This is a genomic window from Nocardioides antri (assembly GCF_008373765.1).
Classification (GTDB): domain Bacteria; phylum Actinomycetota; class Actinomycetes; order Propionibacteriales; family Nocardioidaceae; genus Nocardioides; species Nocardioides antri.
In genome coordinates, this window is record NZ_VUJW01000003.1 from 573263 (window position 1) to 597498 (window position 24236).

General features: G+C 71.4%; 22 protein-coding genes. 3 read left to right on the forward strand and 19 right to left on the reverse strand.

The features are described from left to right. Positions 1-4: 4 nt before the first annotated feature. Positions 5-664, reverse strand: a complete 660-nt coding sequence (locus F0U47_RS09005) for a TrmH family RNA methyltransferase (protein ID WP_149750556.1) — start codon at positions 662-664, stop codon at positions 5-7. Positions 665-776: 112 nt separating this feature from the next. On the opposite strand from F0U47_RS09005, the gene F0U47_RS09010 reads away from it, so the two are divergent. Continuing rightward, positions 777-1532, forward strand: a complete 756-nt coding sequence (locus F0U47_RS09010; RefSeq protein ID WP_246159534.1) for a DedA family protein — start codon at positions 777-779, stop codon at positions 1530-1532. On the opposite strand, the gene F0U47_RS09015 is transcribed toward F0U47_RS09010, so the two are convergent. The 4 genes from F0U47_RS09015 to F0U47_RS09030 form a co-directional block, all read right to left on the reverse strand. After that, positions 1529-3097: a fibronectin type III domain-containing protein gene (locus F0U47_RS09015; protein ID WP_149749949.1), complete on the reverse strand. Its 1569-nt coding sequence runs from the start codon at positions 3095-3097 to the stop codon at positions 1529-1531. The genes F0U47_RS09010 and F0U47_RS09015 overlap by 4 nt on opposite strands. A 103-nt stretch (positions 3098-3200) precedes the next feature. Then, a complete protein-coding gene (gene pyrE / locus F0U47_RS09020; protein ID WP_223162701.1) occupies positions 3201-3740 on the reverse strand; it encodes an orotate phosphoribosyltransferase in 540 nt (179 codons plus the stop codon). Between the two features lie 20 nt (positions 3741-3760). Beyond that, positions 3761-4351, reverse strand: a complete 591-nt coding sequence (locus tag F0U47_RS09025; RefSeq protein WP_149749950.1) for a hypothetical protein — start codon at positions 4349-4351, stop codon at positions 3761-3763. Between the two features lie 38 nt (positions 4352-4389). After that, positions 4390-6282, reverse strand: a complete 1893-nt coding sequence (locus tag F0U47_RS09030; RefSeq protein ID WP_149749951.1) for a fibronectin type III domain-containing protein — start codon at positions 6280-6282, stop codon at positions 4390-4392. 107 nt (positions 6283-6389) lie between these two features. Here F0U47_RS09030 and F0U47_RS09035 point away from each other — a divergent pair, with 107 nt between their 5' ends. Beyond that, positions 6390-7562, forward strand: coding sequence for a pyridoxal phosphate-dependent aminotransferase (locus F0U47_RS09035; RefSeq protein WP_438362051.1), 1173 nt, complete (start codon positions 6390-6392; stop codon positions 7560-7562). Here F0U47_RS09035 and F0U47_RS09040 read toward each other — a convergent pair. The 10 genes from F0U47_RS09040 to dnaK all read right to left on the reverse strand — a co-directional run bounded on the left by F0U47_RS09040 (position 7552) and on the right by dnaK (position 20145). Further along, the gene (locus F0U47_RS09040; protein ID WP_149749952.1) at positions 7552-8634 is read right to left on the reverse strand and encodes a hypothetical protein; all 1083 of its coding nucleotides are present in this window, start codon (positions 8632-8634) and stop codon (positions 7552-7554) included. The two genes, F0U47_RS09035 and F0U47_RS09040, sit on opposite strands and share 11 nt — an antisense overlap. Positions 8635-8668: 34 nt before the next feature. Then, entirely contained in the window at positions 8669-11257 is a 2589-nt protein-coding gene (gene clpB / locus F0U47_RS09045) for an ATP-dependent chaperone ClpB (protein WP_149749953.1), read from the reverse strand. A gap of 150 nt (positions 11258-11407) precedes the next feature. Continuing rightward, positions 11408-12337 (reverse strand): Abi-alpha family protein, encoded by a 930-nt coding sequence (locus F0U47_RS21580; protein ID WP_149749954.1) that lies wholly within the window; start codon positions 12335-12337, stop codon positions 11408-11410. Positions 12338-12363: 26 nt separating this feature from the next. Then, on the reverse strand, positions 12364-13695 hold the full coding sequence (locus F0U47_RS09055; RefSeq protein ID WP_149749955.1) for a DUF445 domain-containing protein: 1332 nt from the start codon (positions 13693-13695) through the stop codon (positions 12364-12366). A gap of 158 nt (positions 13696-13853) precedes the next feature. Then, on the reverse strand, positions 13854-14486 hold the full coding sequence (locus F0U47_RS09060; protein WP_149749956.1) for a class I SAM-dependent methyltransferase: 633 nt from the start codon (positions 14484-14486) through the stop codon (positions 13854-13856). Positions 14487-14519: 33 nt separating this feature from the next. Next, the gene (locus F0U47_RS09065) at positions 14520-15800 is read right to left on the reverse strand and encodes an HNH endonuclease signature motif containing protein (RefSeq protein ID WP_246159535.1); all 1281 of its coding nucleotides are present in this window, start codon (positions 15798-15800) and stop codon (positions 14520-14522) included. 168 nt (positions 15801-15968) lie between these two features. Continuing rightward, complete coding sequence (locus F0U47_RS09070) at positions 15969-16403, reverse strand: heat shock protein transcriptional repressor HspR (protein ID WP_149749957.1); 435 nt, start codon at positions 16401-16403, stop codon at positions 15969-15971. Between the two features lie 5 nt (positions 16404-16408). Beyond that, positions 16409-17599: a molecular chaperone DnaJ gene (gene dnaJ, locus F0U47_RS09075; RefSeq protein WP_149749958.1), complete on the reverse strand. Its 1191-nt coding sequence runs from the start codon at positions 17597-17599 to the stop codon at positions 16409-16411. Between the two features lie 39 nt (positions 17600-17638). Continuing rightward, a complete protein-coding gene (gene grpE, locus F0U47_RS21800; RefSeq protein WP_246159536.1) occupies positions 17639-18289 on the reverse strand; it encodes a nucleotide exchange factor GrpE in 651 nt (216 codons plus the stop codon). Continuing rightward, positions 18286-20145, reverse strand: coding sequence for a molecular chaperone DnaK (dnaK, locus tag F0U47_RS09090; RefSeq protein ID WP_149749959.1), 1860 nt, complete (start codon positions 20143-20145; stop codon positions 18286-18288). The genes grpE and dnaK overlap by 4 nt, the downstream gene beginning before the upstream one ends. Positions 20146-20307: 162 nt before the next feature. Between dnaK and F0U47_RS09095 the strand changes: the two genes are divergently transcribed. Next, positions 20308-21198 carry a M28 family metallopeptidase gene (locus F0U47_RS09095; RefSeq protein ID WP_149749960.1) on the forward strand — a complete coding sequence of 297 codons (891 nt, stop codon included), beginning with the start codon at positions 20308-20310 and terminating at the stop codon, positions 21196-21198. Positions 21199-21204: 6 nt separating this feature from the next. Here the strand turns inward: F0U47_RS09095 and F0U47_RS09100 are convergent, their stop codons facing one another. Genes F0U47_RS09100 through F0U47_RS09115 form a run of 4 tightly spaced genes read right to left on the reverse strand, consistent with a single transcriptional unit; the run spans position 21205 to position 24178 of the window. After that, positions 21205-22551, reverse strand: coding sequence for a CapA family protein (locus F0U47_RS09100; protein WP_149749961.1), 1347 nt, complete (start codon positions 22549-22551; stop codon positions 21205-21207). Positions 22552-22581: 30 nt separating this feature from the next. Beyond that, complete coding sequence (locus tag F0U47_RS09105; protein ID WP_149749962.1) at positions 22582-23157, reverse strand: hypothetical protein; 576 nt, start codon at positions 23155-23157, stop codon at positions 22582-22584. 57 nt (positions 23158-23214) lie between these two features. Continuing rightward, a complete protein-coding gene (locus tag F0U47_RS09110; protein ID WP_149749963.1) occupies positions 23215-23658 on the reverse strand; it encodes a nuclear transport factor 2 family protein in 444 nt (147 codons plus the stop codon). 31 nt (positions 23659-23689) lie between these two features. Continuing rightward, the gene (locus tag F0U47_RS09115) at positions 23690-24178 is read right to left on the reverse strand and encodes a nitroreductase family deazaflavin-dependent oxidoreductase (protein ID WP_149749964.1); all 489 of its coding nucleotides are present in this window, start codon (positions 24176-24178) and stop codon (positions 23690-23692) included. Between the last annotated feature and the right edge of the window lie 58 nt (positions 24179-24236).

A 24236-nucleotide genomic window follows, 5' to 3' on the forward strand; every position in this document is an offset into this window, starting at 1 on the left:
TCGCTCAGCCCCGCCAGGCGGACTCGTCGCTGAGGTCGGCGTGCGCCCGCACCCACCCGTGCATCGCGATCGCCGCAGCGGCCGAGGCGTTGATCGAGCGGGTCGAGCCGAACTGGGCGATCGAGAACGTCCCGTCGCAGGCTTCGCGCGCCGCCGCCGACAGGCCGGGCCCCTCCTGACCGAAGAGGAAGCAGACCCGCTCCGGGATCTCCATCCTCTCCAGGTGCGCGGAGCCGGGGAGGTTGTCGATGCCGAGCAGAGGAACAGGGCCCCCGTCCGCAGCACCCTCGGGTCCGGCGAGGTAGTCGTGCAGGTCCGCGACCGTCGGGTGGTGCCGCACGTGCTGGTAGCGGTCGGTCACCATCGCCCCGCGCCGGTTCCACCGCCGGTTGCCGACGATGTGGACCTCGCGCGCGAGGAACGCGTTGGCCGACCGGACGATCGTCCCGATGTTGAAGTCGTGCTGCCAGTTCTCGATCGCCACGTGGAAGGAGTGCCGGCGGGTGTCGAGGTCGGCGACGATCGCCTCGACGGTCCAGTACCGGTACCGGTCGACGACGTTGCGGCGGTCGCCCTCGGCGAGCAGGCGGGCGTCGTACTGCTCACCCTCGGGCCACGGTCCCTCCCAAGGCCCCACGCCGATCTCGGCCGGACCGTGCGGCATGGGGTCGTACGGCGCTCGCGGCTCCTCCTCCGACACGGCCGTGACCCTACGTGCTCCGGCGGGTCATCGCGATCGCGACCGGACATGTGGGACCGGCAGGTACGGTGATCCCGTGACAGGGTGGGCCCTCCCGGCGATCGAGCCGATGCTCCTCGGCATGAAGTGGATGGAGCCCGAGTGGCTGCTCGACCAGTTCGGTGCGGAGCTCTTCTGGTTGAGCCTGGTCATCATCTTCGTCGAGTGTGGTCTCTTCTTCCCGTTCCTCCCCGGTGACACCCTGCTGTTCGCGCTCGGCATCTTCATCGCCGGCGAGAGCATCGACATCTTCCCGGGCCCGCCGATCCTCGAGCTCGCCATCGCGCTCGGGCTGCTCACCGTCGGAGCGTTCCTCGGCAACATCGCCGGCTACGAGATCGGCCGCGCGATCGGCCCACCGCTCTACGAGCGCGACGGCCGGTTCCTGAAGCGGAAGTACTTCGACCAGACCCGCGAGTTCTTCGACAAGCACGGCAACAAGGCCCTCGTCATCGGCCGCTTCGTGCCGTTCGTCCGGACCTACGTCACGGTCGTCGCGGGCGTCACCCGGATGGACCGTGGGCGCTTCTTCAAGTGGAGCGCGATCGGGGCCGTCCTCTGGGTCGCCTCGATCCTGCTGCTGGGCTACTTCCTCGGCACGGTGCCCAAGGTCGGGCCGTTCCTCTCCGACAACATCGACTACGCGATCCTGGTGATCCTCGCGTTCTCGGCCGTCCCGATCGCCTACGAGTGGTGGCGCCACCGCCGCACCTCCGCCAAGTCGGCGGAGGACAACGACGGTGACGGCCACCCGGACCGCGACATCCTCGGGCTGGACGCGACCCGCGACTAGCCCGCCGGCAGCGTGAAGGTCGAGCTGAACGCCGACCACGCGCTGTTGCCGACCGCGTTGGTCGCCTGCACCCGGCAGTGGTACGTCTTGCCCGGGCTCAGCAGACCCACGGTGATCGGTGACGCGGTCCCGGTCTTCGCCCGGGTCGTGCCACCGTTGGTTGACACGCACTGACTCGTGTACGACGTGATCGCGCTGCCGTTGTCGGCCGGAGCCGGGAACGACACTCGTGCCGTCGTCGAGGTCAGCGCCTGCGCGGTGACGCCCGTCGGGCGCGACGGGACGGCGGCCGGCGTCGTCACGTCGGCGGTGTACGGCGAGTAGCTGCCGCTGCCGACCGCGTTGGTCGCACGGACCCGGCACCGGTAGGTCGTCGCCGGCGACAGCGTGGTGAGCGTGATCGGGGACGACGTACCGTCCTTGACCCTGGTCAGCGCGCCGTCGGGCGAGAAGCACTGGGCACGGTAGGACGTGATCGCGCTGCCGCCGTTGTTGGCCGGCGGGTTGAACCCGACCCGGACGCTCTTCGACGACAGGACCGTGGCCGACACGTTCGTCGGGACGCCGGGCGCGGTCGTCGCCGCCGGCGTGCTGAAGTTCCCCGACCTGGTCGACCAGCTGCCCGACCCGACGTTGTTGGTGGCACGCACGTCACAGGCGTAGGTCTTGCTCGGGCTCAGTCCGGTGACGCTGATCGGGCTGGCGTTGCCGGTCGACGTCTGGGTGACACCGCCGTCCGGGCTCTCGCACCGGGCGGTGTAGCCCGTGACGGCCGAGCCTCCGTTGTCGGCGGGCGGGTTGAAGGACACCTGGGCCGAGGTCGGCGACGTCGCGTTCGCGGACACGTTCGTCGGCGCTCCGGGCGCCGTCACCGGCGCCGGGCCCGTGTAGAAGGGGACGTTCAGGTTGAGCGTCGGTCCCGAGTTGCCGTCGGCGACACTGAGCTCGGTCGTCAGCTGCGCGCCGAACTGCTGCGAGGTGGCCTTGATCGGCACCAGGAACTCCCACGCGGAGCCGTTGTTGCCGTTGACCGACGGCAGCGGCCAGCCGCCGCCCCAGCCGCTCACCGAGTTGGAGTAGTAGCCGTTGGCAGAGATGTTCTGCCACTGCGGGCACTCGCCCGTGTGGGTCACCTGGCGCTGGGCCTGGCCCGGCGGGGTGTAGTAGCACTTGATGGCCTGCGTCCGGTCGAACTCCACCCCGGCCGGCAGCACGAACCGCGGGTAGATGATCGGCGTGCTGCAGTGCGAGCCGACCCGCATGGCGTAGGTGTCGAGGTACGTCGTCTCACCCACGACCGGGGTGATCGGGTTCGACTGCTGGTCGCCCCAGTAGGAGACGAAGGCCCCGATGCCGAACTCCTGGTAGGGGTTGCCCCAGATGATCGACGGGCAGTTGGTGATCGTGGTGTAGCGGGTGGGCCCGGAGTTCCACTTCGCTGCCGCCGACGCCGGCGGGGCGGTGAAGCCGACCACCGCGGCCACGACGGCCGCGACGAGCAGCACGGGGCTCAGGCGTCGGACCAGTCGGCGCTTCGGTGACGGGCGGACAAGTATCTCGGACATCGTGGGTTCTCCAGGTGGGATGGACTGCGGTGCACAGCCAATCCCCTGGGAGGCCGGCGCGACGCCTCGACAGGGATTCAATCGTTCCTGAGAACGATGTTGTTCATCCCTGGGAACGTACGGCGTCCAGCTCGGCCTTGGTCAGGACGGCCCGCACCTCGAGGCCCACGTCCGCCAGCGGGTTGACGCCCTCCGGGCTGCGGTCGATCGCGCAGACCACGGTGTCGACGATCGCGCCACTCTCGCGCAGCGCGTTCGTCGCGTCGCGCACAGCGCCGCCGGTCGTGATCACGTCCTCGATGAGCGTGACCCGCCTGCCGTCGTACGGCGGGCCCTCGGCGAGCTTGCAGGTGCCGTACTTCTTCGCCTCCTTGCGCACGAACAGCGCCGGGGTGCCGAGCATGCCGCTGAGCGCGGTCGCGATCGGGATGCCGCCCATCTCCAGGCCCCCGAGCAGCTCGGTGTCCGCCGGGAGCAGCTGCGCCATCTCCCGGACCACGCGGGCGAGCAGCAGGGGGTCGGCCTCGAAGAGGTACTTGTCGAAGTACTCGTTGCTCACCTGGCCCGAGCGGAGCGTGAACTCCCCGCTGAGGCGGCAGGTGGCGTCGATGTCGGCTGCGAGCTCGGGATCGGTCGTGGTCACGGGCTGAAGGTTAACCGCCGTCAGCCTGTGTAGCGGGTCTCGCCGCACCCGCAGGCGGCGGTGAGCTCCGCGAAGAAGGCCCCGATGTCGACGCCGTCACCCTCCACGCCGTAGTTCATGGCGACGACGACGTTCCCCGCCACCCAGGCGGGTGCGTTGGAGAGCACGCCGCTGGCAGGATCGAGGGCTTGCGCGGCGGTCGCCTCGTCGGGCATGACGGCGTACACGACCTGGTCGATGCGCCCCCCGCAGGCATAGCTGTGCAGTGCTGTCGCCTGCGCGGCGAACTCCTCCGACAGCGTCGTGAGAAGGTCGTCCACCTCCTGGAAGCTGCCGTCGGGACAGTCGGCCACCGGCTCGAAGGTCGCCTGCGCGATCGCCTCCACGGTCGCGACGTCCGGCGCCTCGCCGGCGGGCGTCGTCAGGCTCTCGGCAGTGGTTGCCGACTCGCTCGCCGTGGTGGTCTCCTCCGGCGGCGCCGTCACCGTGACGGTCTCCGTCGGCGCAGCATCGTCGTCCGGGTCGTCGCCGCCGCAGGAAGCGAGGAGCGCACCGGCGAGCAGCAGTGCGGGAGCGAGGAGCGTGCCTCGCGCGCGACGTGGAAAGGGCATGGGGCTCTCCTCTGACCGGGCGGGTGGCTGCCGGGGTGTCAGCCCGGCAGTCGGATGGCGGAGCTGAGGCTCGAGAACGCGCTGTTGCCGACCGCGTTGCTCGCCCGGACCTGGCACCGGTAGCCCTTGCCCGGCGTGAGGCTGAGCACGGTGATCGGCGAGGCGGCGCCCGGCCGCGCGCGGGTGACGCCGCCGTCGGTCGAGACGCACCGCGCGAGGTACGACGTGATCGCGCTGCCGCCGTCGTAGGCCGGCGCCTGGAACGTCACCCTCGCCGAGCTCGACGTGACGGGCGCGACGGTGACGCTGCGGGGTGGGTCCGGGACGCTGGCCGCCAACGGGAAGGTGCTCGTCAGCGCCGAGTAGGCGCTGGCGCCGACGGCATTGAGGGCGCGCACCTGGCACTGGTAGCTCTTGCCCCGCGTCAGGTTCGGCACCGTGATCGGCGAGCCGGCAGCGCTCCGGGTCCGGGTGGTCCCGCCGTTCGGCGACGAGCACCGCGCGACGTACGACGTGATCGCACTGCCGCCGTTCCACGCCGGCGGCGAGAACGACACCTGCGCGGACGTCGCGGTCGCGCCGGTCGCGATCACGTTCGTGGGGACACCGGGCCTCGTCGGAGGCAGTGCGAACGTGCCGGAGTACGTGGAGAACTCGCCGTTGCCGACCGCATTGGAGGCTCGTACGCCGCAGGAGTAGCTCGCGCCGCCGGTCATGTGCCGCACCGTGACCGGCGAGCTCGTCCCGGTCGCGGCGCGGGTGACGCCACCGTTGGCCGAGACGCAGCGGGCGACGTACGACGTGATGGGACTGCCGCCGTCGGACGGCGTGGTGAACGACACGTCGGCCGTCGTCGACGACGTCGGGGTCCCCACGACGTTCGTCGGCCTCCCCGGCACCGTCGGCGCCGAGGGCGTGAAGCTCGCCGACTGCGACGACCAGGCACCTGCGCCGGCGCTGTTGGTGGCGCGGACCTGGCACCGGTAGGACCTGCCGGTCGTCAGCGAGCCGACGTCGATCGGGCTCGAGGTGCCGCTCACGGTCTGGGTCACGCCGCCGTCGCTCGACGAGCACTGGGCCGTGTAGCCCGTGATGGCCGCGCCGCCGTTGCTCGCGGGAGGGCTGAACGAGACCCGCGCGCTCGTCGGCGAGGTCGCGGTCGCGGTGACGTTGGTGGGCGCGCCCGGCGTGGTGACGGCGGGCGGGCCGGTCCAGAAGTCGATGGTCGGACTGAGCGGCGCGTTGGAGTTGCCGTCGGCGATCTGGATGTAGGCACCCAGCTGGGAGCCGTTCTGCTGCGAGGTCGCCCGGATCGGCACCAGGAACTCCCAGCTGGAGCCGTTGTATCCGTCTTCGGCCTGCGGCAGCGGCCAGCCGGTGTCCCAGTTCGGGTAGGAGTTGTAGTAGGTGCCGTCCGACTGCACGTTGCTCCACTGTGGGCACTGCCCGGTGTGCGTGACCTGGAACTGCGTCTGGTTCCGACCTGGCGGTGTGTAGTAGCACGCGATCGGCTGCGACTTGTCGAAGGCGACGCCGGACGGCAGCACGAACCTGGGGAAGATGCGCGGGTCGCTGCAGTGGGAGCCGAGCAGGATCGTATAAACGCTGAGGTACGTCGTCTCGCCGACCGCCGGCGTGACCGGGTTGGACGCCCGATCGCCCCAGTAGGAGACGAACGCGCCGATCCCGTACTCGCTGTAGGGCGTGCCGAACACGTACGACGGGCAGTTGGTGATCCAGGTGCGTTCCGACGCCCCGGAGTTCCACTGAGCGGCCGCGTGCGCCGGCGCGGGAGCAAGCGCGACGGCGGCGAGAGCCATCACCGCGGTGAGCGGCAGGGCGAGCAGCCGGCGCAGCGCGTTCCGAGACGGGGTCGGGCGTGTTTCGGATCGGGACATGGCGTCCTCCGGGGGCTCGGCGTATCCGCTCATCTCACCCGCTCCGGAAGGGCCACGCAGCGGATCCGGCGAAATTGGATCCTGCGGATGACCTCTCTCATCCCTGGGGATGAGGAGGGGGCGTCGCTAGAGTCGGCCCCGTGCGCATCGGAGCCCGCCGTCTCGACGGCATCCCGACCACGATCTTCACCGAGATGTCGGCGCTCGCCGTCCGCACCGGGGCGGTCAACCTCGGCCAGGGTTTCCCCGACCGCGACGGGCCGCCGGAGGTGATCGCCAGCGCCGTGGCGGCGCTGCAGGGCGGCGCCAACCAGTACGCGCCCGGGCCGGGCATCCCCGCGCTCCGGCAGGCGATCGCGCGTCACCAGCAGCGTCACTACGGCCTCGACGTCGACCCGGACACCGAGGTGGTCGTCACCACCGGCTGCACCGAGGGCATCGCGGCCGCCCTGCTCGGGCTTGTCGACCCCGGCGACGAGGTGGTGGTCCTCGAGCCCTACTACGACTCCTACACCGCGATGATCGCCTTCGCCGGCGGCGTACGACGCCCCGTCACGCTCCGCTCTCCGGACTTCCGGCTCGACCCGGAGGCGCTGCGCGCCGCGGTCGGTCCGCAGACGAGGCTGATCCTGCTCAACAGTCCGCACAACCCGACCGGGACCGTGCTGAGCCGGGCCGAGCTGGCGGCGGTCGCGGAGGTCGCGACCGAGCACGACCTGGTCGTCGTCACCGACGAGGTCTACGAGCACCTCGTCTTCGACGACCACGAGCACGTGCCGCTCGCGACGCTGCCGGGGATGTGGGAGCGGACGGTGACCCTGTCCAGTGCCGGCAAGTCCTACTCCTTCACCGGCTGGAAGGTCGGCTGGGCGACCGGGCCTGCGCCGCTGGTGGGCGCGCTGTTCGCCGCCAAGCAGTGGCTGACCTTCACCTCGGGGGCGCCTTTGCAGCCCGCGGTCGCCACCGCGCTCGACGACTGCCCCGACTACCCCGCCGACCTGGCGCGCTCGCTCCAGGAGCGGCGCGACCGGCTGGTCGCCGGGCTCGAGGGGGTCGGGCTCACGCCGTACGTCCCCCAGGGCACCTACTTCGTCGCCACCGACATCTCCCACCTCGGCTGGGCCAGCAGCCGCGACTTCTGCTGGGCGCTGCCGGAGCGCGCGGGCGTGGTCGCCGTGCCGCTGGAGGTGTTCTACGACGACCCCGACGCGCCCGGCGCGGGCCGGCAGCTGGTGCGGTGGGCGTTCTGCAAGGAGGCGGGCGTGATCGACGAGGCGCTACGACGGCTCGGGGCCGCCGACCTCAGCGCTTGAACCAGGCCGAGACGTCGGACCGGAGCAACAGCCAGACGGTCACCAGCGCCGCTCCCAGCAGCACCACCAGCAGCGGGTTGACCAGGGTCGCCGCGAGGAGCAGCAGGCCGACGACCGCCGTCGACACCACGAGCGCGATCCGCGCCCACTGCTGGCGCCGGATGGCCAGCACCGCCAGCACGCTCGCCGCCACGGACCACACCAGGATGATCGCGGTCATCACGAACGTGCCGGTCGCCAGGTCGGCCTCGGTCATCCCCTGCGTGTCGAGGTCGGCCTGCTGCCGCTCCAGCTCGGCGAAGAAGTCGTCCCGCGCCACGGCCATGACCAGCGACAGGAGCAGCATCATCCCGGACACCAGCGCGGAGGACACCCACACGATGACGCAGGCCGAGATGAGGGCGCCGGGGCGCTTCGCAGGCGCGTACGGCGACACGGCCGGCTCGGGCTCGGGGGTCTCCGGCAGCGGGGCGCCGTAGGGGCTGGAGTGGGGCCCGGGCTGCGTGGTCGGTCGCGACTCCTGCGCGGGTGGGGCCGGTGGGACGACCGGCGCCTCCGGCTTGGCGGGGGTGTCGATCCCCTCACGCGGCTGCACGGCGAACGGGTCGTGGCGGCGGGAGGGCGTGCTGGCGGAGGCCGGGAGCCACGGCCGGCCGGCGAACCAGTCACGGGTCGGTCGTAGCCACAGCATGGCGACGCCGGCGACGACGAGGGGCGCGAAGAACCCACGGGTGGCGAAGCCGCCGACCAGCACCAACGGGGCGAGCAGCGTCAGCGCCAGCCGGGCGCTCGTCGACTTCTGCAGGGCCTGGACGCCGAGGATCGCCGACGCCGTCGCGGCCGCCGCGGCGACCATGCAGAGGACCCGGATCGTGGTCTTCAGGCCCTCGAGGCCGACTCCCGTGCCGGAGAGCGGAGGCTCGGACAGCACGCGCTGGAGCTCCTCCTGCGCCTCCAAGGTGTGCAGGGTGGAGATCCGCTGCCACGCGGTCAGCACCAGGATCACCGAGCCGCCGATGATCAGCCAGGCAGCGAACGTGGCCTGACCCGGCCGGGGCGCGTTCTGGCTCATGGCTCCATTCCACCAGACGGGTCCCCACCGGGGATCAGCCGACCCGGAGCTCCAGACCCTCGTCGCCGCGGTCGACCACAACCTTGCCGCCGTCGGTGACGGCCCCGGCGAGGATCGCCTTCGCGAGCTGGTCACCGATCGCGGTCTGGATGAGCCGGCGCAGCGGGCGGGCGCCGTACGCCGGGTCGTAGCCGGTGTCGGCCAGCCATTGCTTGGCGGCGTCGGTGACGTCGACGGTGATCCGGCGTACCGCGAGCCGCTCCTCGAGCATCGCGAGCTGCAGGTCGACGATGTGCGCCAGGTCGGCCTTCGAAAGCGCGTCGAAGGTGACGATCTCGTCGAGGCGGTTGAGGAACTCCGGCTTGAAGCTCTGCCGCACGAGCGCGAGGACCGACTCCCGCTTCTTCTCCGGGTCGGTGATCGGGTCGACCAGGAAGTGCGAGCCGATGTTCGACGTGAGGATCAGGATCGTGTTGCGGAAGTCGACGGTCCGGCCCTGGCCGTCGGTCAGCCGGCCGTCGTCGAGCACCTGCAGCAGGATGTCGAAGACGTCGTGGTGGGCCTTCTCCACCTCGTCGAGCAGCACGACGGAGTACGGCCGGCGCCGCACCGCCTCGGTCAGCTGGCCGCCCTCCTCGTAGCCGACGTAGCCCGGAGGCGCACCGACCAGGCGCGCGACCGCGTGCTTCTCGGCGTACTCGCTCATGTCGATCCGGACGATCGCCCGCTCGTCGTCGAACAGGAAGTCCGCGAGCGACTTGGCCAGCTCGGTCTTGCCGACGCCGGTCGGCCCCAGGAAGAGGAACGACCCGGTCGGGCGGTTGGGGTCGGAGATGCCGGCGCGCGCACGTCGTACGGCGTCGCTCACCGCGCGCACCGCGTCGACCTGGCCGATCAGGCGGGCGCCGATCACCTGCTCCATCTCGAGCAGCTTGGCGGTCTCGCCCTGGAGCATCCGCCCGGTGGGGATGCCGGTCCAGGCCTCGACGACCTCGGCGACCTGCTCAGCGCCGACCTCCTCGCCGACGAGCGGCTCGGCGTCGAGCTCCACGGCCGTCTCGACGTCGGCGAGCTGCTTCTCGAGAGCGGGGATGCGCCCGTAGAGGATCTCGCTGGCCTTTTCGAAGTCCCCCTCTCGCTGGAGTTTCTCGGCCTCGATCCGGAGCTGGTCGAGCTGGCGGCGGAGCTCGCCCTCGCCCTCGAGCGAGGCCTTCTCGCGCTCCCACCGCGCCTCGAGCCCGCGCAGCGCCTCCTCCTTGTCGGCGAGGTCGGCGCGCAGGGCCGCGAGCCGCTCCACGGAGGCCTCGTCGCTCTCCTTGGCGAGCGCGAACTCCTCCATCCGCATCCGGTCGACCAGGCGGCGGAGCTTGTCGATCTCCTCCGGGGCGGACTCGATCTCCATCCGCAGCCGCGACGCCGCCTCGTCGATCAGGTCGATCGCCTTGTCGGGCAGCTGCCGGCCGGGGATGTAGCGGTCGGAGAGCGTCGCGGCGGCGACCAGCGCGGCGTCGGTGATCCGCACGCCGTGGTGGGCCTCGTACTTCTCCTGGATGCCGCGCAGGATCTGGATGGTGTCCTCGACCGACGGCTCGCCGACGAAGACCTGCTGGAACCGCCGCTCCAGCGCGGGGTCCTTCTCGACCCGCTCGCGGTACTCGTCGAGCGTCGTCGCTCCGATCATGTGCAGCTCGCCGCGCGCCAGCATCGGCTTGAGCATGTTGCCGGCGTCCATCGAGGAGTCGCCGCCGGCGCCGGCCCCGACCACCGTGTGCAGCTCGTCGATGAACGTGATCACCTGGCCGCCGGCGTCCTTGATCTCCTCGAGCACGGCCTTGAGCCGCTCCTCGAACTCACCGCGGTACTTCGCACCCGCCACCATCGCCGCCAGGTCGAGGCTCAGCACCCGCCGGCCCTTGAGCGAGTCGGGCACGTCGCCCGCAACCACCCGCTGGGCGAGGCCCTCGACGACGGCGGTCTTGCCGACGCCGGGCTCGCCGATGAGCACCGGGTTGTTCTTGGTACGACGCGACAGCACCTGCACCACGCGGCGGATCTCCGCGTCCCGCCCGATCACCGGGTCGAGGCGGCCCTCCTCGGCCGCGGCAGTGAGGTCGACGGAGTACTTCTCCAGCGCCTCGTAGGTCGACTCCGCCTCCTGCGACGTCACCCGGCGGTTGCCGCGCACGGCGGTGAGCACGTCACGCAGGCCGGCCTCGGACAGGCCGGCGTCGGTGAGCACCTCCTTGGCGCTGCTCTCCACGGTGGCGAGCGCGATGAGCAGGTGCTCGGTCGCGACGTAGTCGTCCTTCATCGAGGTGGCGAGGTCGAGCGCCTGCGCGAGGACCCGGGTCAGGGCCGCGGAGCCGGCCGGCTGCTGCACCGTCGTACCCGTGGCCGACGGCAGCGCGTCCCGCTTCGCCGCCGCGGTCCGCGCCAGCGCTACGGGGTCGGCGCCCGCCTTGGCGATCATCGAGGCCGCGGTGCCACCCTCCTGGAGCAGCAGGGCGACGAGCAGGTGGATCGGCTCGATGCTGCTGTTGCCCGCAGTGGTCGCGGCGAGCTGGGCAGCCTCGATCGCCTCACGACTGCGGGTGGTGAACTTGTCGGCCCCGAACTGGCTCATCTGCGGTGGGTCCTCCTACGACGTCGGCATGTCTGATGGTGACGGCTCCGGCCCCGGGATCACCAGGGCCAGCGCGTCACCACTTCCAACGTCGCCAAAGTTGAGTCTGTTCCGCTCAACTTTGGGTTTTTTCCGGGAGCGAGGCTGTCGCTACTCCGTTTCCATCTCCGGGGGCGTGTCGTGCTCGGGAAGCGCGGGACTGGCCGCGGTCACCTCGTCGACGAGCGCCTGCTTCACGAACTCCTCGCCGAACGGCGTGAGATGGACGCTGCGGCGTACGACCTTGGGGAACTTCACCGAGTGCATGGCCGCGAGCACGTCGGGCTGCGCCTCGAGGACCTGGTACTCGAGGTGGTCGCGCAGCGCCTCGCGGGAGAACCAGATCAGGCCGAGCCGGTACAGGTTGTTGAGGTACGACGGCACCTGGTCGAGGTAGCGGAGGCCGGCGCGGGCGCCGATCATGTTGAGGCCGGGCGCGATGAGCTGGCTGCTGACCATGCCGACCGGCCCGCCCGTGCGGATGTCGACGCTCGGCTGCGGGCCGTTCTTGAGCAGCATGACCAGGATGCGGGCCTCGTCGGGCGCCAGGTCGTCGAGGATCCGGTCGAAGGCAGGGTGCCCGTTGTCGGTGGCCCACACGTCACGGGACTTCTCGAGCAGCTCCTGGCCGCGCTCCCGGAGCGAGGTCGCCCGGACCGAGGTCACCTCGCCGATCACCCGGCCGTTGTCGCTTGAGGGCGGCCGGGACGTCGGGCCGGTGTCCGCACCGCTCAGCTGCTCGCCCGCCTTCAGGAGGGCCGTGCCGACCGGCACGCCGTCAGCGACCTGGCGGGCGATGTCCCCGACCGTGCCGACCACGGACCCGACGTCGCGGATGAGGGCGACCGCCTCGTCGCGGTTGGTCGCGGCGCGGCCCACCCGGCGCCAGTTCCGCGCGGTCGTCCGCAGGCCCCAGCCGGTCGTGTTGACGGCGGCCGTCGCGGCGACCCGCGCCAGCCCGGGCAGCGAGTCGACGACCGCCCCGTTGCCCGCCACCGCGGGCAGCTGGGGAAGCCCGTCCCTGTCAAGGTTCTCAGTCATCGTCACTCAGTACAGCCTTCTCGTGGTCACGGAGGGAACCCGGGGATCCAGCCCCAGTTGAAGAAACCCAGGTGGATGATCCCGCCGGCCGCGCCCATGATCGCGCCGTGGGCGTAGAGCATCCACTCGTCCTCCTTGATGGCAGAGCGCATCATCTCCACGAAGTCCCGCGGCGGCAGCTCCTTGGTGCGCCGCGCGATCAGGACCCTGATCTTCTCCGACTGACGCTTGCTGAAGGCCGGGTCACGGAACGGCGTGATCGTGCGGCCCACGGCCTCCATGGCGAAGGACTCGCGGATCCGGTCGAACGTGTCGGCGCCCACCATGACCTTGGCGGCGCCGCGGAGCGGGCCTGCTGCCTTGTCGATCGCCGGTCGCATCGCGGTGGCGATCATCTGGCGGGTGCGGTCACCCCGAGGCCCGTCCATGAGGAAGTCGCCGATCCGCTCCAGCGTGACGACGTCGTCGGCGATGATCCCGGCGTAGACCTCGGCGCACTCGTCCTGGCGGCGCAGGAACAGGCCCTGCATCTTGATGCCGAGGATCCGCTTCGGCTCCGGCGGCTCGAAGATCAGCCACATGCCGAGCGCGTTGGTGACCCATCCGACGATCACGCCGAGGATCGGCAGCAGCCACCAGATGTGCCAGGTCTGGTCGATGACCGCGACGGGGATGCCGAGCAGGAACCCGAAGATGAACCCGAAGAGCACCATCATGTTGAGCTCTCTCTGACCGACGTCGCGGAACACGCGGACCACGAGGTCGGGGTTCTTGCGGAAGTGGTCGATGACCATGATCTTCGGGTCGAGCAGCTGGTTGATGTGCACGCCGATCTCGTCGGTGATCGTCGTGACGACGCCGGGGAGCTGGGCCTGGACCCGCGCGATGACGCCCTGCTTGAGCGGCGCGGGGAGGTCGCGCCACAGCTTCGGCTGCTCGCGGCGCATGATCTCGTCGACCATCTGGGGGAGGTCGGGCTCGAACACCCTGACGATGTGCGCCGCGATCTCCTCGGGCTCCAGCTGCGCGTAGAACTCGGCCGGGGTGCCGAGCTTCGCGATCACCTTGTCGACGGCGATGCTGCCCATCTTCGCCGCCCGCGCAGGGACGATGCCCTGCCAGCCGACGCGACCGAACGGGATCCCCGGCACCTCCTGGAGCTTGCGCGGGATGACGGTCGCGAGCTCTCGCAGACCGGGGACCTTGAACCCGTAGAACTTGACGGGGCTGAAGAGCATCCACAGGCCCGACCAGTTGATCAGCCAGCCGACGATGCCGGTGAAGAACGGGATCGAGATGAACGCGAACCAGTCAACGTGGTGCACCCAGTCCTCGAGCCACTGTTGTACTGCGTCCACGCATGCACCCCTGTCCACCGATCGGGCCGCCCCATGAGACCCGAACGTTCACCCGAGTGCCCTGAGGGTAGTGCCTGGCGTGGGCACCGGCACACCCATCCGCGCAACGGACTGTCGCACATACTGGCGGGGTAGAGAACCGCTCCGCGGACCCGGCCTCACCGCAGGAACGTGAACCAGTGACGACCGGGCTCGAGCGGACGCGGAGGAGCCACGAGGCGGTGGACGCCCACCGACCACGTGTCGCTCTCGGGCGCCACGAACGCGAGCTCCTCGAACCCGGCGGCGGCGAACCACTCCCTGATCGAGGGCGTGAGATCCGGCTCTCCGCGGTGGCGTGTCCAGATCACCTCGGCGCCAGGCGCGGACAGCTGGCGGGCTGCTTCGACGGTACGCCGGACGTCGCGGTCGCTGATGTTGCCGAAGATGCCGCAGAGCAGGAGCAGGTCGACCGGCACCGCGTCGCTGTAGACATCGCTCTGCGCCGCGTCGGCTTGTCGAACCTCGACCCGCGCAGGCAGGGGCGCGGCTGTCTGTCGCGCGCGGGCGGCCAGCACGGCGTCGTACTCGACCAGGAGGGCGGTGACCCGGCCCGCGTCCGAGCGTCGCGCCAGCACGCCGAGCAGGTCCCGGCCGTCGCCCGCGCAGGCACTGACGACGCGGAGCGGGTTCGGCGCGGTCGTGTCGAGGACGCGGTCGATCTGGGAACGCACGGCGGCGAGCCGGTCGGACAGCCCGGAGCCCGGCGCCGCATACGCGTCGTGCCATGCCGACCAGTCCGTGTTCGCCACAGGTCGAATCTAGGCTCCCGCCCACCCCTCCGGTCACCTGCGTCGATGGAACCGGACATCGCCGTTGGGGAGCTTGTCTCCGGCGAATCTTCGGTCGTGGGCGCGGTGGTGGTGCCAGGAGCACAGGAGTACGCCGTCGGCGAGGTCGGTCTTCCCGCCCTGTGACCAGGGCTGCTGGTGGTGGGCTTCGCACCAGGTCGCGGGGATCGAGCAGCCCTCCGCGCGACAGCGTTGGTCCCGGAGCCGCAGCGCCTTGCGCTGGGCTGGAGTGAACAGGCGGCGGGTGCGGCCGAGGTCGAGGATCTCGCCCTTCCCGCCGAGGACCACGGGGATGATCTGCGCGTTGCACGCGACCCGCCGCGCTTGGGTGGCGGACAGGTTGTCACCGCAGGAGAGGTCTCCGTCCAGCAGGCCGGCGGTCGCCAGGTCGGTCTTCAAGGCGTCCAGGGAGAGGGTGACCATCACCGTCGTCGCATCCCCGCCGTGGGCGGGGAGCTGGTCGGGGTCGAGGTGCTCGAGCAGAGCACAGAACGCCTGGCCGAGCCTGCGGGGGTAGGGGATCCGGTCCTCCTCCCCGGACACGGCGTCGTCGGCCTTGCGGGGTGAGGTGAACGCCTCTAGGTAGGTCCGCAACCGCGCCGCGTGCGCGTCCGGGATCACCCCCGAGACCCGGGTGGACCCCTCACCCAGCGGCCGCAGGGACAGCCGGCACTTCTCCCGGGCGTGGCGTTCCTCGTCCTCCAGCCGCTTGGCCTCCTCGGCCTCGGCGATCTCCGGGGCGACCACGTCCAGGATGTGCCGGGCCAAACGGCGCAGCTCGCTGGGTCTGAACTCCCGCGCGTACGCGACCAGCTGCTCCTCGGCCTGTGCCAGCACCTCCGGACCGACCCGGGCCGGCAACGCCTCCAGACCGGCGACGATCACCCGCGCCTGCTCGGCCGACACCACCCCGGCGGCCATCCCGGAACGCACCCGCTCCCACCGGCAGTCCAGCGCCTTCGCTAGCGCCTGCTCACCCCGCAGCCCCGCGGAGTCGGCCTGCGTCCGCGACGCCAGCCACGCCGCCACATCCCGCGCGCCGTCGCCCTCGGCGACGTCGGCCGACGCGGCCATCACCCGCAGCCTCAGCTCAGCCAGCCTCCGCTCGGCATCGGTGAGCGCCAGCAGGGCGGCGCGCTTGTCGGCGGGGCTCATGTACACCGCCGGCACCTCCGCGACCTCCGCGAGCACGGTGGAGAGCTGGTCGGCGCAGGCCGTGATCGGGTGCGGCTGGGGCATCAGCTGCGCGACCACGGCACCTCCCGAGACAACCATCGACGTTGAGTTCATAATAGAACATCTGTCCGAGCCGAACAAGCGCATCCACAGGACATCCGGGGGTGGTTTCGAGGCTCGGCGCTGGCGCGCCTCGCACCTCAACCACCGGCGCCAGGGTCCGAGACGGTCGCTGCGCGACCTCTTCGACCAACGGTCGGCGGACTCTCAGGGGCGGCGGCGCCAGACGACGATGGACTGGGCCGGCGTCGGGGGGCGCACGGCGGGGAGCTTGTTGTCGCCCGACCGGGTGGCCGCGAGGGCCTGCCGGAGCGCCTCGTGGGCGGCGTCGAGCTCGGCGAGGAGCTCGTCGCGCTGGGCACGCAGGGTCGCCACTGCGGACTCGAGCTCGAGGATCCGGCGGACACCCTCGATGCCGATGCCCGAGCTGGTCAGCTCGGCGATCTCCCGGAGGTGTTCGATGTCGCGGTAGGAGTAGCGCCGTCCACCGCCAGGCGTCCGGCCGGGGGTGATCAGGCCCAGCCGCTCGTAGGTCCGCAGGGTCTGCGGGTGCAGCCCGCTGAGCTCGGCGGCCACGCTGATCACGAAGACCGGGGCCTCGGGCGGCGGGGGTTCGGCACCAGGACGAGGTCGCGTCGGCATCGGCGTCACTGCTCCGCGTTGCTGAAGAGACCGGCCCGCAACGGCGCGTCAGCGGTGGCGGCGGCGTAGGCCTCGAGCGCCTTCCGCGCGTCCTCGGAGAGCGTGGCGGGCACCTGGACCTCCACCGTGGCGAGCAGGTCGCCGTGGCCGCCGCCCGGCTTCGGTGCGCCCTTGCCGCGCACCCGGAAGGTGCGCCCGTTGGGCGTGCCGGGCGGGATCTTGAGGGTGACCGGCGGCCCGCCGAGGGTGGGCACCTTCACCGCAGCGCCGAGGGCGGCCTCGGCGAAGGAGACGGGTACGTCGATGGTGAGGTGGTCGCCCTTGCGGCCGAACACCCGGTCCGGGGTGACCCTGACCGTGACGTAGAGGTCGCCGGCGGGTCCGCCCCGCTCGCCCGGCGCGCCCTTGCCGCGCAGCCGGATCCGCTGGCCGTCCCTGACGCCGGCCGGCACCTTCGCCTGGATGGTGCGGGTCGCGCTCCCGCGGCCGCTGCCGTGGCAGGTCGGGCACGCCTCGTCGTAGACGAGCTGCCGGCCACCGCATCCGGGGCAGGTCTCGTTCATCGAGAAGGCGCCGCCGACCGACGCGACCACGAAGCCGGTGCCGTCGCAGGTCGGGCAGCGGTGCGGACTCGTGCCCGGCTTGCCGCCGGTGCCCGCGCAGGTCGCGCAGGCGGCGTCGGAGGCGAGCCGCAGCGAGACGGTCACGCCCTCGAGCGCGTCGATGAGCCCGACGGTCGCCGTGGTCTCGAGGTCGGCCCCCCGCCGCGGCCGCGGCTGCTGCCGACGACCGCCACCGCCGAAGCCGATGAAGTCGCCGAACAGGTCGCCGAAGCCGCCGGCTCCGCCGGGCCGGTCGCCGAACAGGTCCTCGACGTTGATGCCGCCGGGGAACCCGCCGCCGCCCGCGGGGAAGCCGCGACCCGACCCGAAGAGCTCGCGCGCCTGGTCGTACTTCTTGCGCTTCTCGGGGTCGCCGAGGACGTCGTAGGCCTCGGCGACCTTCTTGAACTTCTCGTGCTTCTGCGCGGCGTCCGGGGCATCCTTCACAGCGTCGGGATGGTTGGCGCGCGCGAGCTTGCGATAGGCCTTCTTGATCTCGTCCGCGCTCGCGGTCTTGGCGACGCCCAGCTCCTTGTAGAAGTCCTTGGTCGCCCAGTCCGCACGGATGCCGCCACCGTTGCCGGCCTCACTCATCGCACACCTCCCTTCGTGTCACTCGCCTCGTCCCACCGATCACTCCTCGACGGGGTCCACCACGAGGACCTGCGCCGCACGCACGACCCGGTCGCCGATCTTGTAGCCCGCCTTCGCGACCACCTTGCACGTGGTGACCTCGACCTCGGGGTCGGTGCCGATGTGCGACAGCGCCTCGTGGACGGTCGGGTCGAAGGCATCTCCGACCGCGCCGAACTTCACCATGCCCAGCCCGGCCACGACGCGCTCGAGCTGCTCGGCGACGGCCTTGAAGCCTCCCTCGAGCGGCTCGTGGTCACGAGCGCGGTCGATGGTGTCGAGCACGTCGATGATCGGCGTGAGCGCGGCGTACGTCGCGTTCTCGCGCACCAGCTCCCGGTCGCGGTCGACCCGGCGCTTGTAGTTGAGGAACTCGGCCTGGAGCCGCTGGAGGTCGAGGGTCCGCTCCTCCAGCGCCATCTTCGTGACGGCCAGCTCGTCAGCCTCGGGCGTGGCCTCGGGCTCGACCACCGGCTCGGCCTCGACCTCGGGCTCCGGAGCCCCTTCGGTCCCGAGACGGACCTCCTCGACCTCCGGGGCCTCCTCGACGTCCTCGACCTGCGGGGCCTCCTCGACCTCCGGCTGCTCGTCGACCTCTTGCGTCGTGACCTCGTCCGGGATGACCTCGTCAGGCGTGTCGCCGTGGGTCACTTGGCCTCGTCCTCGCCCGTCGACGACTCCTCGTCGACGATCTCGGCCTCGACCACGTCGTCGTCGGACTCACCGGTCGCACCGGTGCTGCCGCCGGCCGCCGCCGCGTCCGCCTCGGCCGCGGCGTACATCGCCGCACCCATCTTCTGGCTGGACTCGCCCAGCTTGGTGATCGCGGAGTTGAGCTCCTCGACGCTGGAGTCGGCGTTCTCGAGGACCTTCTTCAGCGCCTCGACGTCGGCGGTGACCTCGGTCTTCACGTCGTCCGGGATCTTCTCGCCGTTGTCGGCGAGGAACTTCTCGGTCGTGTAGACGAGCTGGTCGCCCTGGTTGCGGACCTCGACGACCTCGCGCCGCTTGGCGTCCTCCTCGGCGTACTGCTCCGCCTCGCGGACCATGCGGTCGATCTCGTCCTTCGACAGCGCGCTGCCGCCGGAGATGGTCATCGACTGCTCGCGGCCCGACGCCTGGTCCTTCGCGGAGACGTGCACGATGCCGTTGGCGTCGATGTCGAAGGTGACCTCGATCTTCGGCACGCCGCGCGGCGCCGGCGGGAGGCCGGTCAGCTCGAAGTTGCCGAGCGGCTGGTTCTGCGCCCACATCTGGCGCTCGCCCTGCGCGACCTTGATCTCGACCGACGGCTGGTTGTCGTCGGCGGTCGTGAAGATCTCGCTCCGCTTCGTCGGGATCGTCGTGTTGCGCTCGATCAGGGTGGTCATCACGCCGCCCTTGGTCTCGATGCCGAGGCTCAGCGGGGTGACGTCGAGCAGCAGCACGTCCTTGACCTCACCGGCGAGGACACCGGCCTGCAGCGCGGCGCCGACGGCGACGACCTCGTCCGGGTTGACGCCCTTGTTGGGCTCCTTGCCGCCGAGCAGGTCCTTGACGAGCTCGGTGACGGCGGGCATCCGAGTGGAGCCACCGACGAGCACGACGTGGTCGATCCCCGAGATCGGCACACCGGCGTCCTTCAGGACCGACTGGAACGGCGCCTTGGTGCGGTCGAGCAGGTCGGCGGTGAGCTTCTGGAACTCCGACCGGGTCAGCCGCTCCTCGAAGTGCAGCGGGCCGTTCTCGCCGTGGGTGATGTAGGGCAGGTGGATCGTGGTCTCGCTCGACGACGACAGCTCGATCTTCGCCTTCTCGGCCGCCTCCTGGAGGCGCTGAGCGGCGATCTTGTCGGCCGAAAGGTCGACGCCGTTGTTGTCCTTGAACTTCTTGACCATCCACTCGACGACGCGGTTGTCCCAGTCGTCGCCACCGAGGTGGTTGTCACCGCTGGTCGCCTTGACCTCGACGACGCCCTCGCCGATCTCGAGCAGCGACACGTCGAACGTGCCGCCACCGAGGTCGAACACGAGGATGGTCTGGTCCTCACCCTTGTCGAGGCCGTAGGCCAGCGCAGCCGCGGTGGGCTCGTTGACGATCCGGTCGACCTTCATGCCCGCGATCTCGCCGGCCTCCTTGGTCGCCTGGCGCTGCGCGTCGGAGAAGTACGCCGGGACCGTGATCACCGCGTTGGTGACGGTCTCACCGAGGTAGGCCTCCGCGTCCCGCTTCAGCTTCTGCAGGATGAAGGCGCTGATCTGCTGCGGGGTGAAGGACTTGCCGTCGATCTCCGTGGTCCAGGACTCGCCCATGTGGCGCTTGACCGACCGGATGGTGCGGTCGACGTTGGTGACGGCCTGCCGCTTGGCGACCTCACCCACGAGGACCTCGCCGTTCTTCGCGAACGCGACGACCGACGGCGTGGTGCGCGCCCCCTCGGCGTTCGCGATCACGGTGGGCTCGCCGCCCTCGAGAACCGCGACGACGCTGTTCGTCGTACCGAGGTCGATGCCGACAGCACGTGCCATGTTGTTGCTCCTCCGTTGCTCTGTGCGTGACCCTGGACCAGATGTCCAGCAAGTAAGTTGAGTCGCGTTGACTCAAGTCTGACACACGGTGCAACGGGGTCGCCAGCCGGGTTGTTCCCCCCACGGGGAGACGGTACGCGGTCGTCGTGGCAGGCTCAGCGGATGGCGGCAGGCCTGCGGCTCGGGAGGCGTGAGCTTCTCACCGGCGCGGTCGCGGCAGCGGTCGGGACGCTCGGCGGGTGCCGCCGCGCGCGCCCGCGCGACGTCGAGGTCGGCACGGCGATGCGGGCGGTCCACCACCTCGCCGGCGTCATCGGGCCGCGACCGGGGACGGAGCCGTCCTTCTTCCGCGCCGCGGACTGGGTCGCCGCCCGGTTCGAGGGCTGGGGCTGGCAGGTCGACCGGCAGCGGTTCCCGGTGCCGGCCGGCGTCTCGTGGGGCGTGCCCGTCGACGGGGGCGACTCGGTCAACCTGGTCGCGAGCCGGGGCGACGTACGGCCCGGGCGCCCGTGGCTCGCCGTCGGCGCCCACCTCGACACGGTCCCCCAGTCACCCGGGGCGGAGGACAACGCCTCCGGCATCGGCGTGCTGCTGGCCGTGGCGGAGGCGGTGACCGCCCGCCGGACCCGGCTGCCCGTCGTGCTGATCGCGTTCGGCGCCGAGGAGCCGCGGGGACCGACGGACGACGACCACCACTACGGCTCGCGGGCGTACGTCGCCCGGCTCACCCCGGAGGAGCGGCGGACCCTGCGCGGGATGGTGTCGCTGGACCGGGTCGGCGTCGGCGGTGCGGTCGTGATCGGCAGCGCCGTGGAGGGCGACCCGCTGCGCGCCGAGCTGGTCCGGGCGGCCGAGCGGGTCGGGGCGCCGTACGTCGTGGAGAGCGGGCAGCGCTCGAGCGACCACTGGTCCTTCGTGCGGGACGGGCTGCCGGGCGTCCGGCTCGGGAGCACGTCGTACGCCGCCTACCACTCCGCAGCCGACGTCCCGTCGGTCGTGGATCGCCGCCAGCTGGAGCGGGCGGCGCGGGTGGTCGTCAGCTGGCTCCGCTGACGGGCCTCATCGATAGGGGCCGGTCGAGGCGTCGCGGACGTCGCCGAGGATGTCGGCCGCCCGGTCGCCCGTGACCCGTCGCGGGGCGAAGTCGACGGGGTCCATCGCGTAGGGCACGAGCCGCAGCGCCTTGAGCTCGCCCTCCCACCAGGTCGTCTCGAGCACGACTCCCTCGAGCGTCTCCTGCATGAAGTCCATGTCGAACACGAAGTTGCCCAGGGAGTGCAGCACCGGCACGCCGTCGACGACGTCGATCCCCTGCACCCAGTGCGGGTGCCCGCCGACGACCAGGTCGGCTCCGGCCGAGACGAGGTCCCGCGCGACCCGGCGCTGGATCGGCTCGGGCGTGTGGGTGTACTGCGTCCCCCAGTGCGGGAGCACGACGACCGCGTCGGCGAGCCGGTCGGCGCGGGCGACGATGCGCGCCACCCGGTCGAGGTCGGCCGGCACGAACGGTCCGGTCCGGGGCGGCATCCGCACCGAGAGCGCACCGGGAGTGCCGGCCGTCGCCGCCGGCGTCTCGCCGATGGCGTTGAACCCGACGAACGCGAACCGGGTGCCGCCCGCGTCGAGGACCACCGGCCGCGAGGCCTGCCGGAGCGTCGCACCGGCCCCGAACGGCTCGACCGGGCCCGCCGCCAGCAGGTCGACGGTCTCGACCAGGGCGCGCGGCCCGTAGTCGCCGACGTGGTTGTTGGCGAGCGACACGGCGTCGAAGCCGGCGCGACCCAGCACCCGCACGAGCGAGCGGTCGCCGCCGAAGGAGTCGTCGCCCTGCGTGGGGCTGCCGGCGGTCGACAGCGTGCTCTCCAGGTTGCCGACCGTCAGGTCGGCGCGGCGCAGCAGCGGCGTCAGCGGCGCGAGGGCGGCAGCGGCGTCGGGCACCCCGCGCACGAGCATCAGGTCGCCGGCGACGGTCACGTGGGTCGCGTCGACGTGGTCGACGACCGGGTCGACGCCCGCGACGGCCGCCGCGACCACGGTCGGCCCGACCGCCTCGATCGGGACCACCGCGATCGTGCGCGGGTCCCGCTCGACCGCGCGGACGGAGCGCTCGGCGGCCGCGTCCTCACCGCGGACCACGCGGAGCCCGCGCCAGGTGTCGGTCGCGCCGGCGAGCAGCCGGTCGGACTCCTGCCGGCTCAGCCGCAGCTGCGGCCGGGCGGCGTGGCCGACGACCACGAGCTCCGCCGGCGGCGGTGCGGACGTGCCGGTCGGGACCGGGGAGCCGGCGGACGGCGAGCTGCCGCCCTGCACCGGGTCGACGTCCTCGACACATGCCGCGAGCATCGCCGGGACACCGAGCAGGAGCGCGGCGACGAGCGAGCGAACGTAGTACCGCCCCCGGGCCATGGTCCACCGTACGGCGAACCGGCGGCCCCGTCAGCCGACGGTGACCGTGACCGGGTTCGACGCCTCGCCGGTGGCGTTGTCGATCACCCGGAACTTGTTGACGCCGGTCAGCGCGGACTGGACGTAGGTGTTGAACTGCTCGCCGCTGACCGGGATGGTCGCGTCGAAGTCGGCCCACTGGCCGCCCTCGAGCCGTTGCACCTGGAGGATCGCGCCCTCGCCGCCGGGGTAGATCCCGGTGAGGTCGATCCGCTCGAAGTTGCCGACGGCGGTCTGGCCCGCCTGGAGCGTGATCGACTTCTCGGCCTTGGTGGTCTTGGTCTCGGACGGCTCCGGGTCGCCGGCGTCGGTCTCGGTCTCCTGGGCCTCCTCGGTCTCGAGCGTGACCTGCGGCCCGTTGCCGGCCGTCTTCGACGGCCTCGGGATGATCGCCGACTCCTTGCCGGTGGCTCCGGCGGAGCTCGAGGAGTCGTCCCCGAGGCCGAGCATGCGGGTGCCGACGAGCGCGACGCCTCCGAGGACCAGGCCGACCGCGAGCGAGACCGCGAGCAGGGCAACCAACCCGGACACCACCGGGTTGTCGGACTTCTCCTGCTCGTCGGTCACCGCGCCATTGTCACGGACCGGCGCAACCGGGACAAAACCCGCCGTCCGCGGGCGGTCTCAGAAGCCGCGGGTCCAGACGAGCTGCTCGTGCAGCCGCTGCGAACGCCAGCCGGCGCTCGTGCGGGTGAACGTGTGGTGGTAGAGCCCACCCACCTCGACCAGCCGCTCGCCGCCGGCCCCGTCAGGACCGTCGGCGACCAGCATCGGGTTGTGGAAGTACGCCGTCACCCGGGCCGCGTCCCGGGTGTTGGTGGCGAACGAGATCGCGACCTGCCCCAGCGTGTGCATCCGCTTCTTGGAGAACGCCGGGAGGTTCTCGGCCAGCCAGGCCTTGACGTCGGGATAGGTGCCGACGGTCCCACCGGTCTCGCTGTAGTCGATCTGGGCGTCCGGCGTGAACACGGTGTCGAGCCGGTCCCACTCGCCCGTGTCGACCGCGATCGTGTAGCGGATCAGCGCGTCGTTGATCTCGGTCCGGTCACTCAGCTCTGCCAGGTCCATGACCCCACCCTCTCAACTCCCTTCCAACCGGTCAGCGCACCGGGTCGAGCACCACGACCGGGATCTCCCGGTCGGTCCACGACTGGTAGCTCTCGAAGTCGGCGTACAGGTCGACCAGCCGCGGCCACAGCGCCGCCCGCTCGGCCGGGTCGGCCACGCGGGCCCGCACGCGGCGCTCACGCTCGCCGCGGAGGCTGACCGTGGCCTCGGGGTGCGCCACCAGGTTGTGGAACCACTGCGGGTGCTTCGGCAGTCCGCCCTGGGAGCCGACGACCACCAGGCGCTCGCCGTCCTCGAGGTAGAGCAGGGGCGTGGTGAACGTCTTCCCGCTCTTGCGGCCGAGGTGGTCGAGCAGGAGCACCGGCACCGGTTTCTTCCAGCCGGCGCCGATCCGCCACTTGGAGCCGATCCGGCCGTTGGTGAGCCGGAAGACCGGCACGTGGGCGCGGGCGCCGTACTTGATGATCTTCGAGACGACCGGCGAGTCGAGCCCGGCCGGGCGTTCCTTTGCGTCAGGCACGAGCACCACTCTGGCAGAAATCTAGAACACGTTCTATATTTCGACAGGCTCAATAACC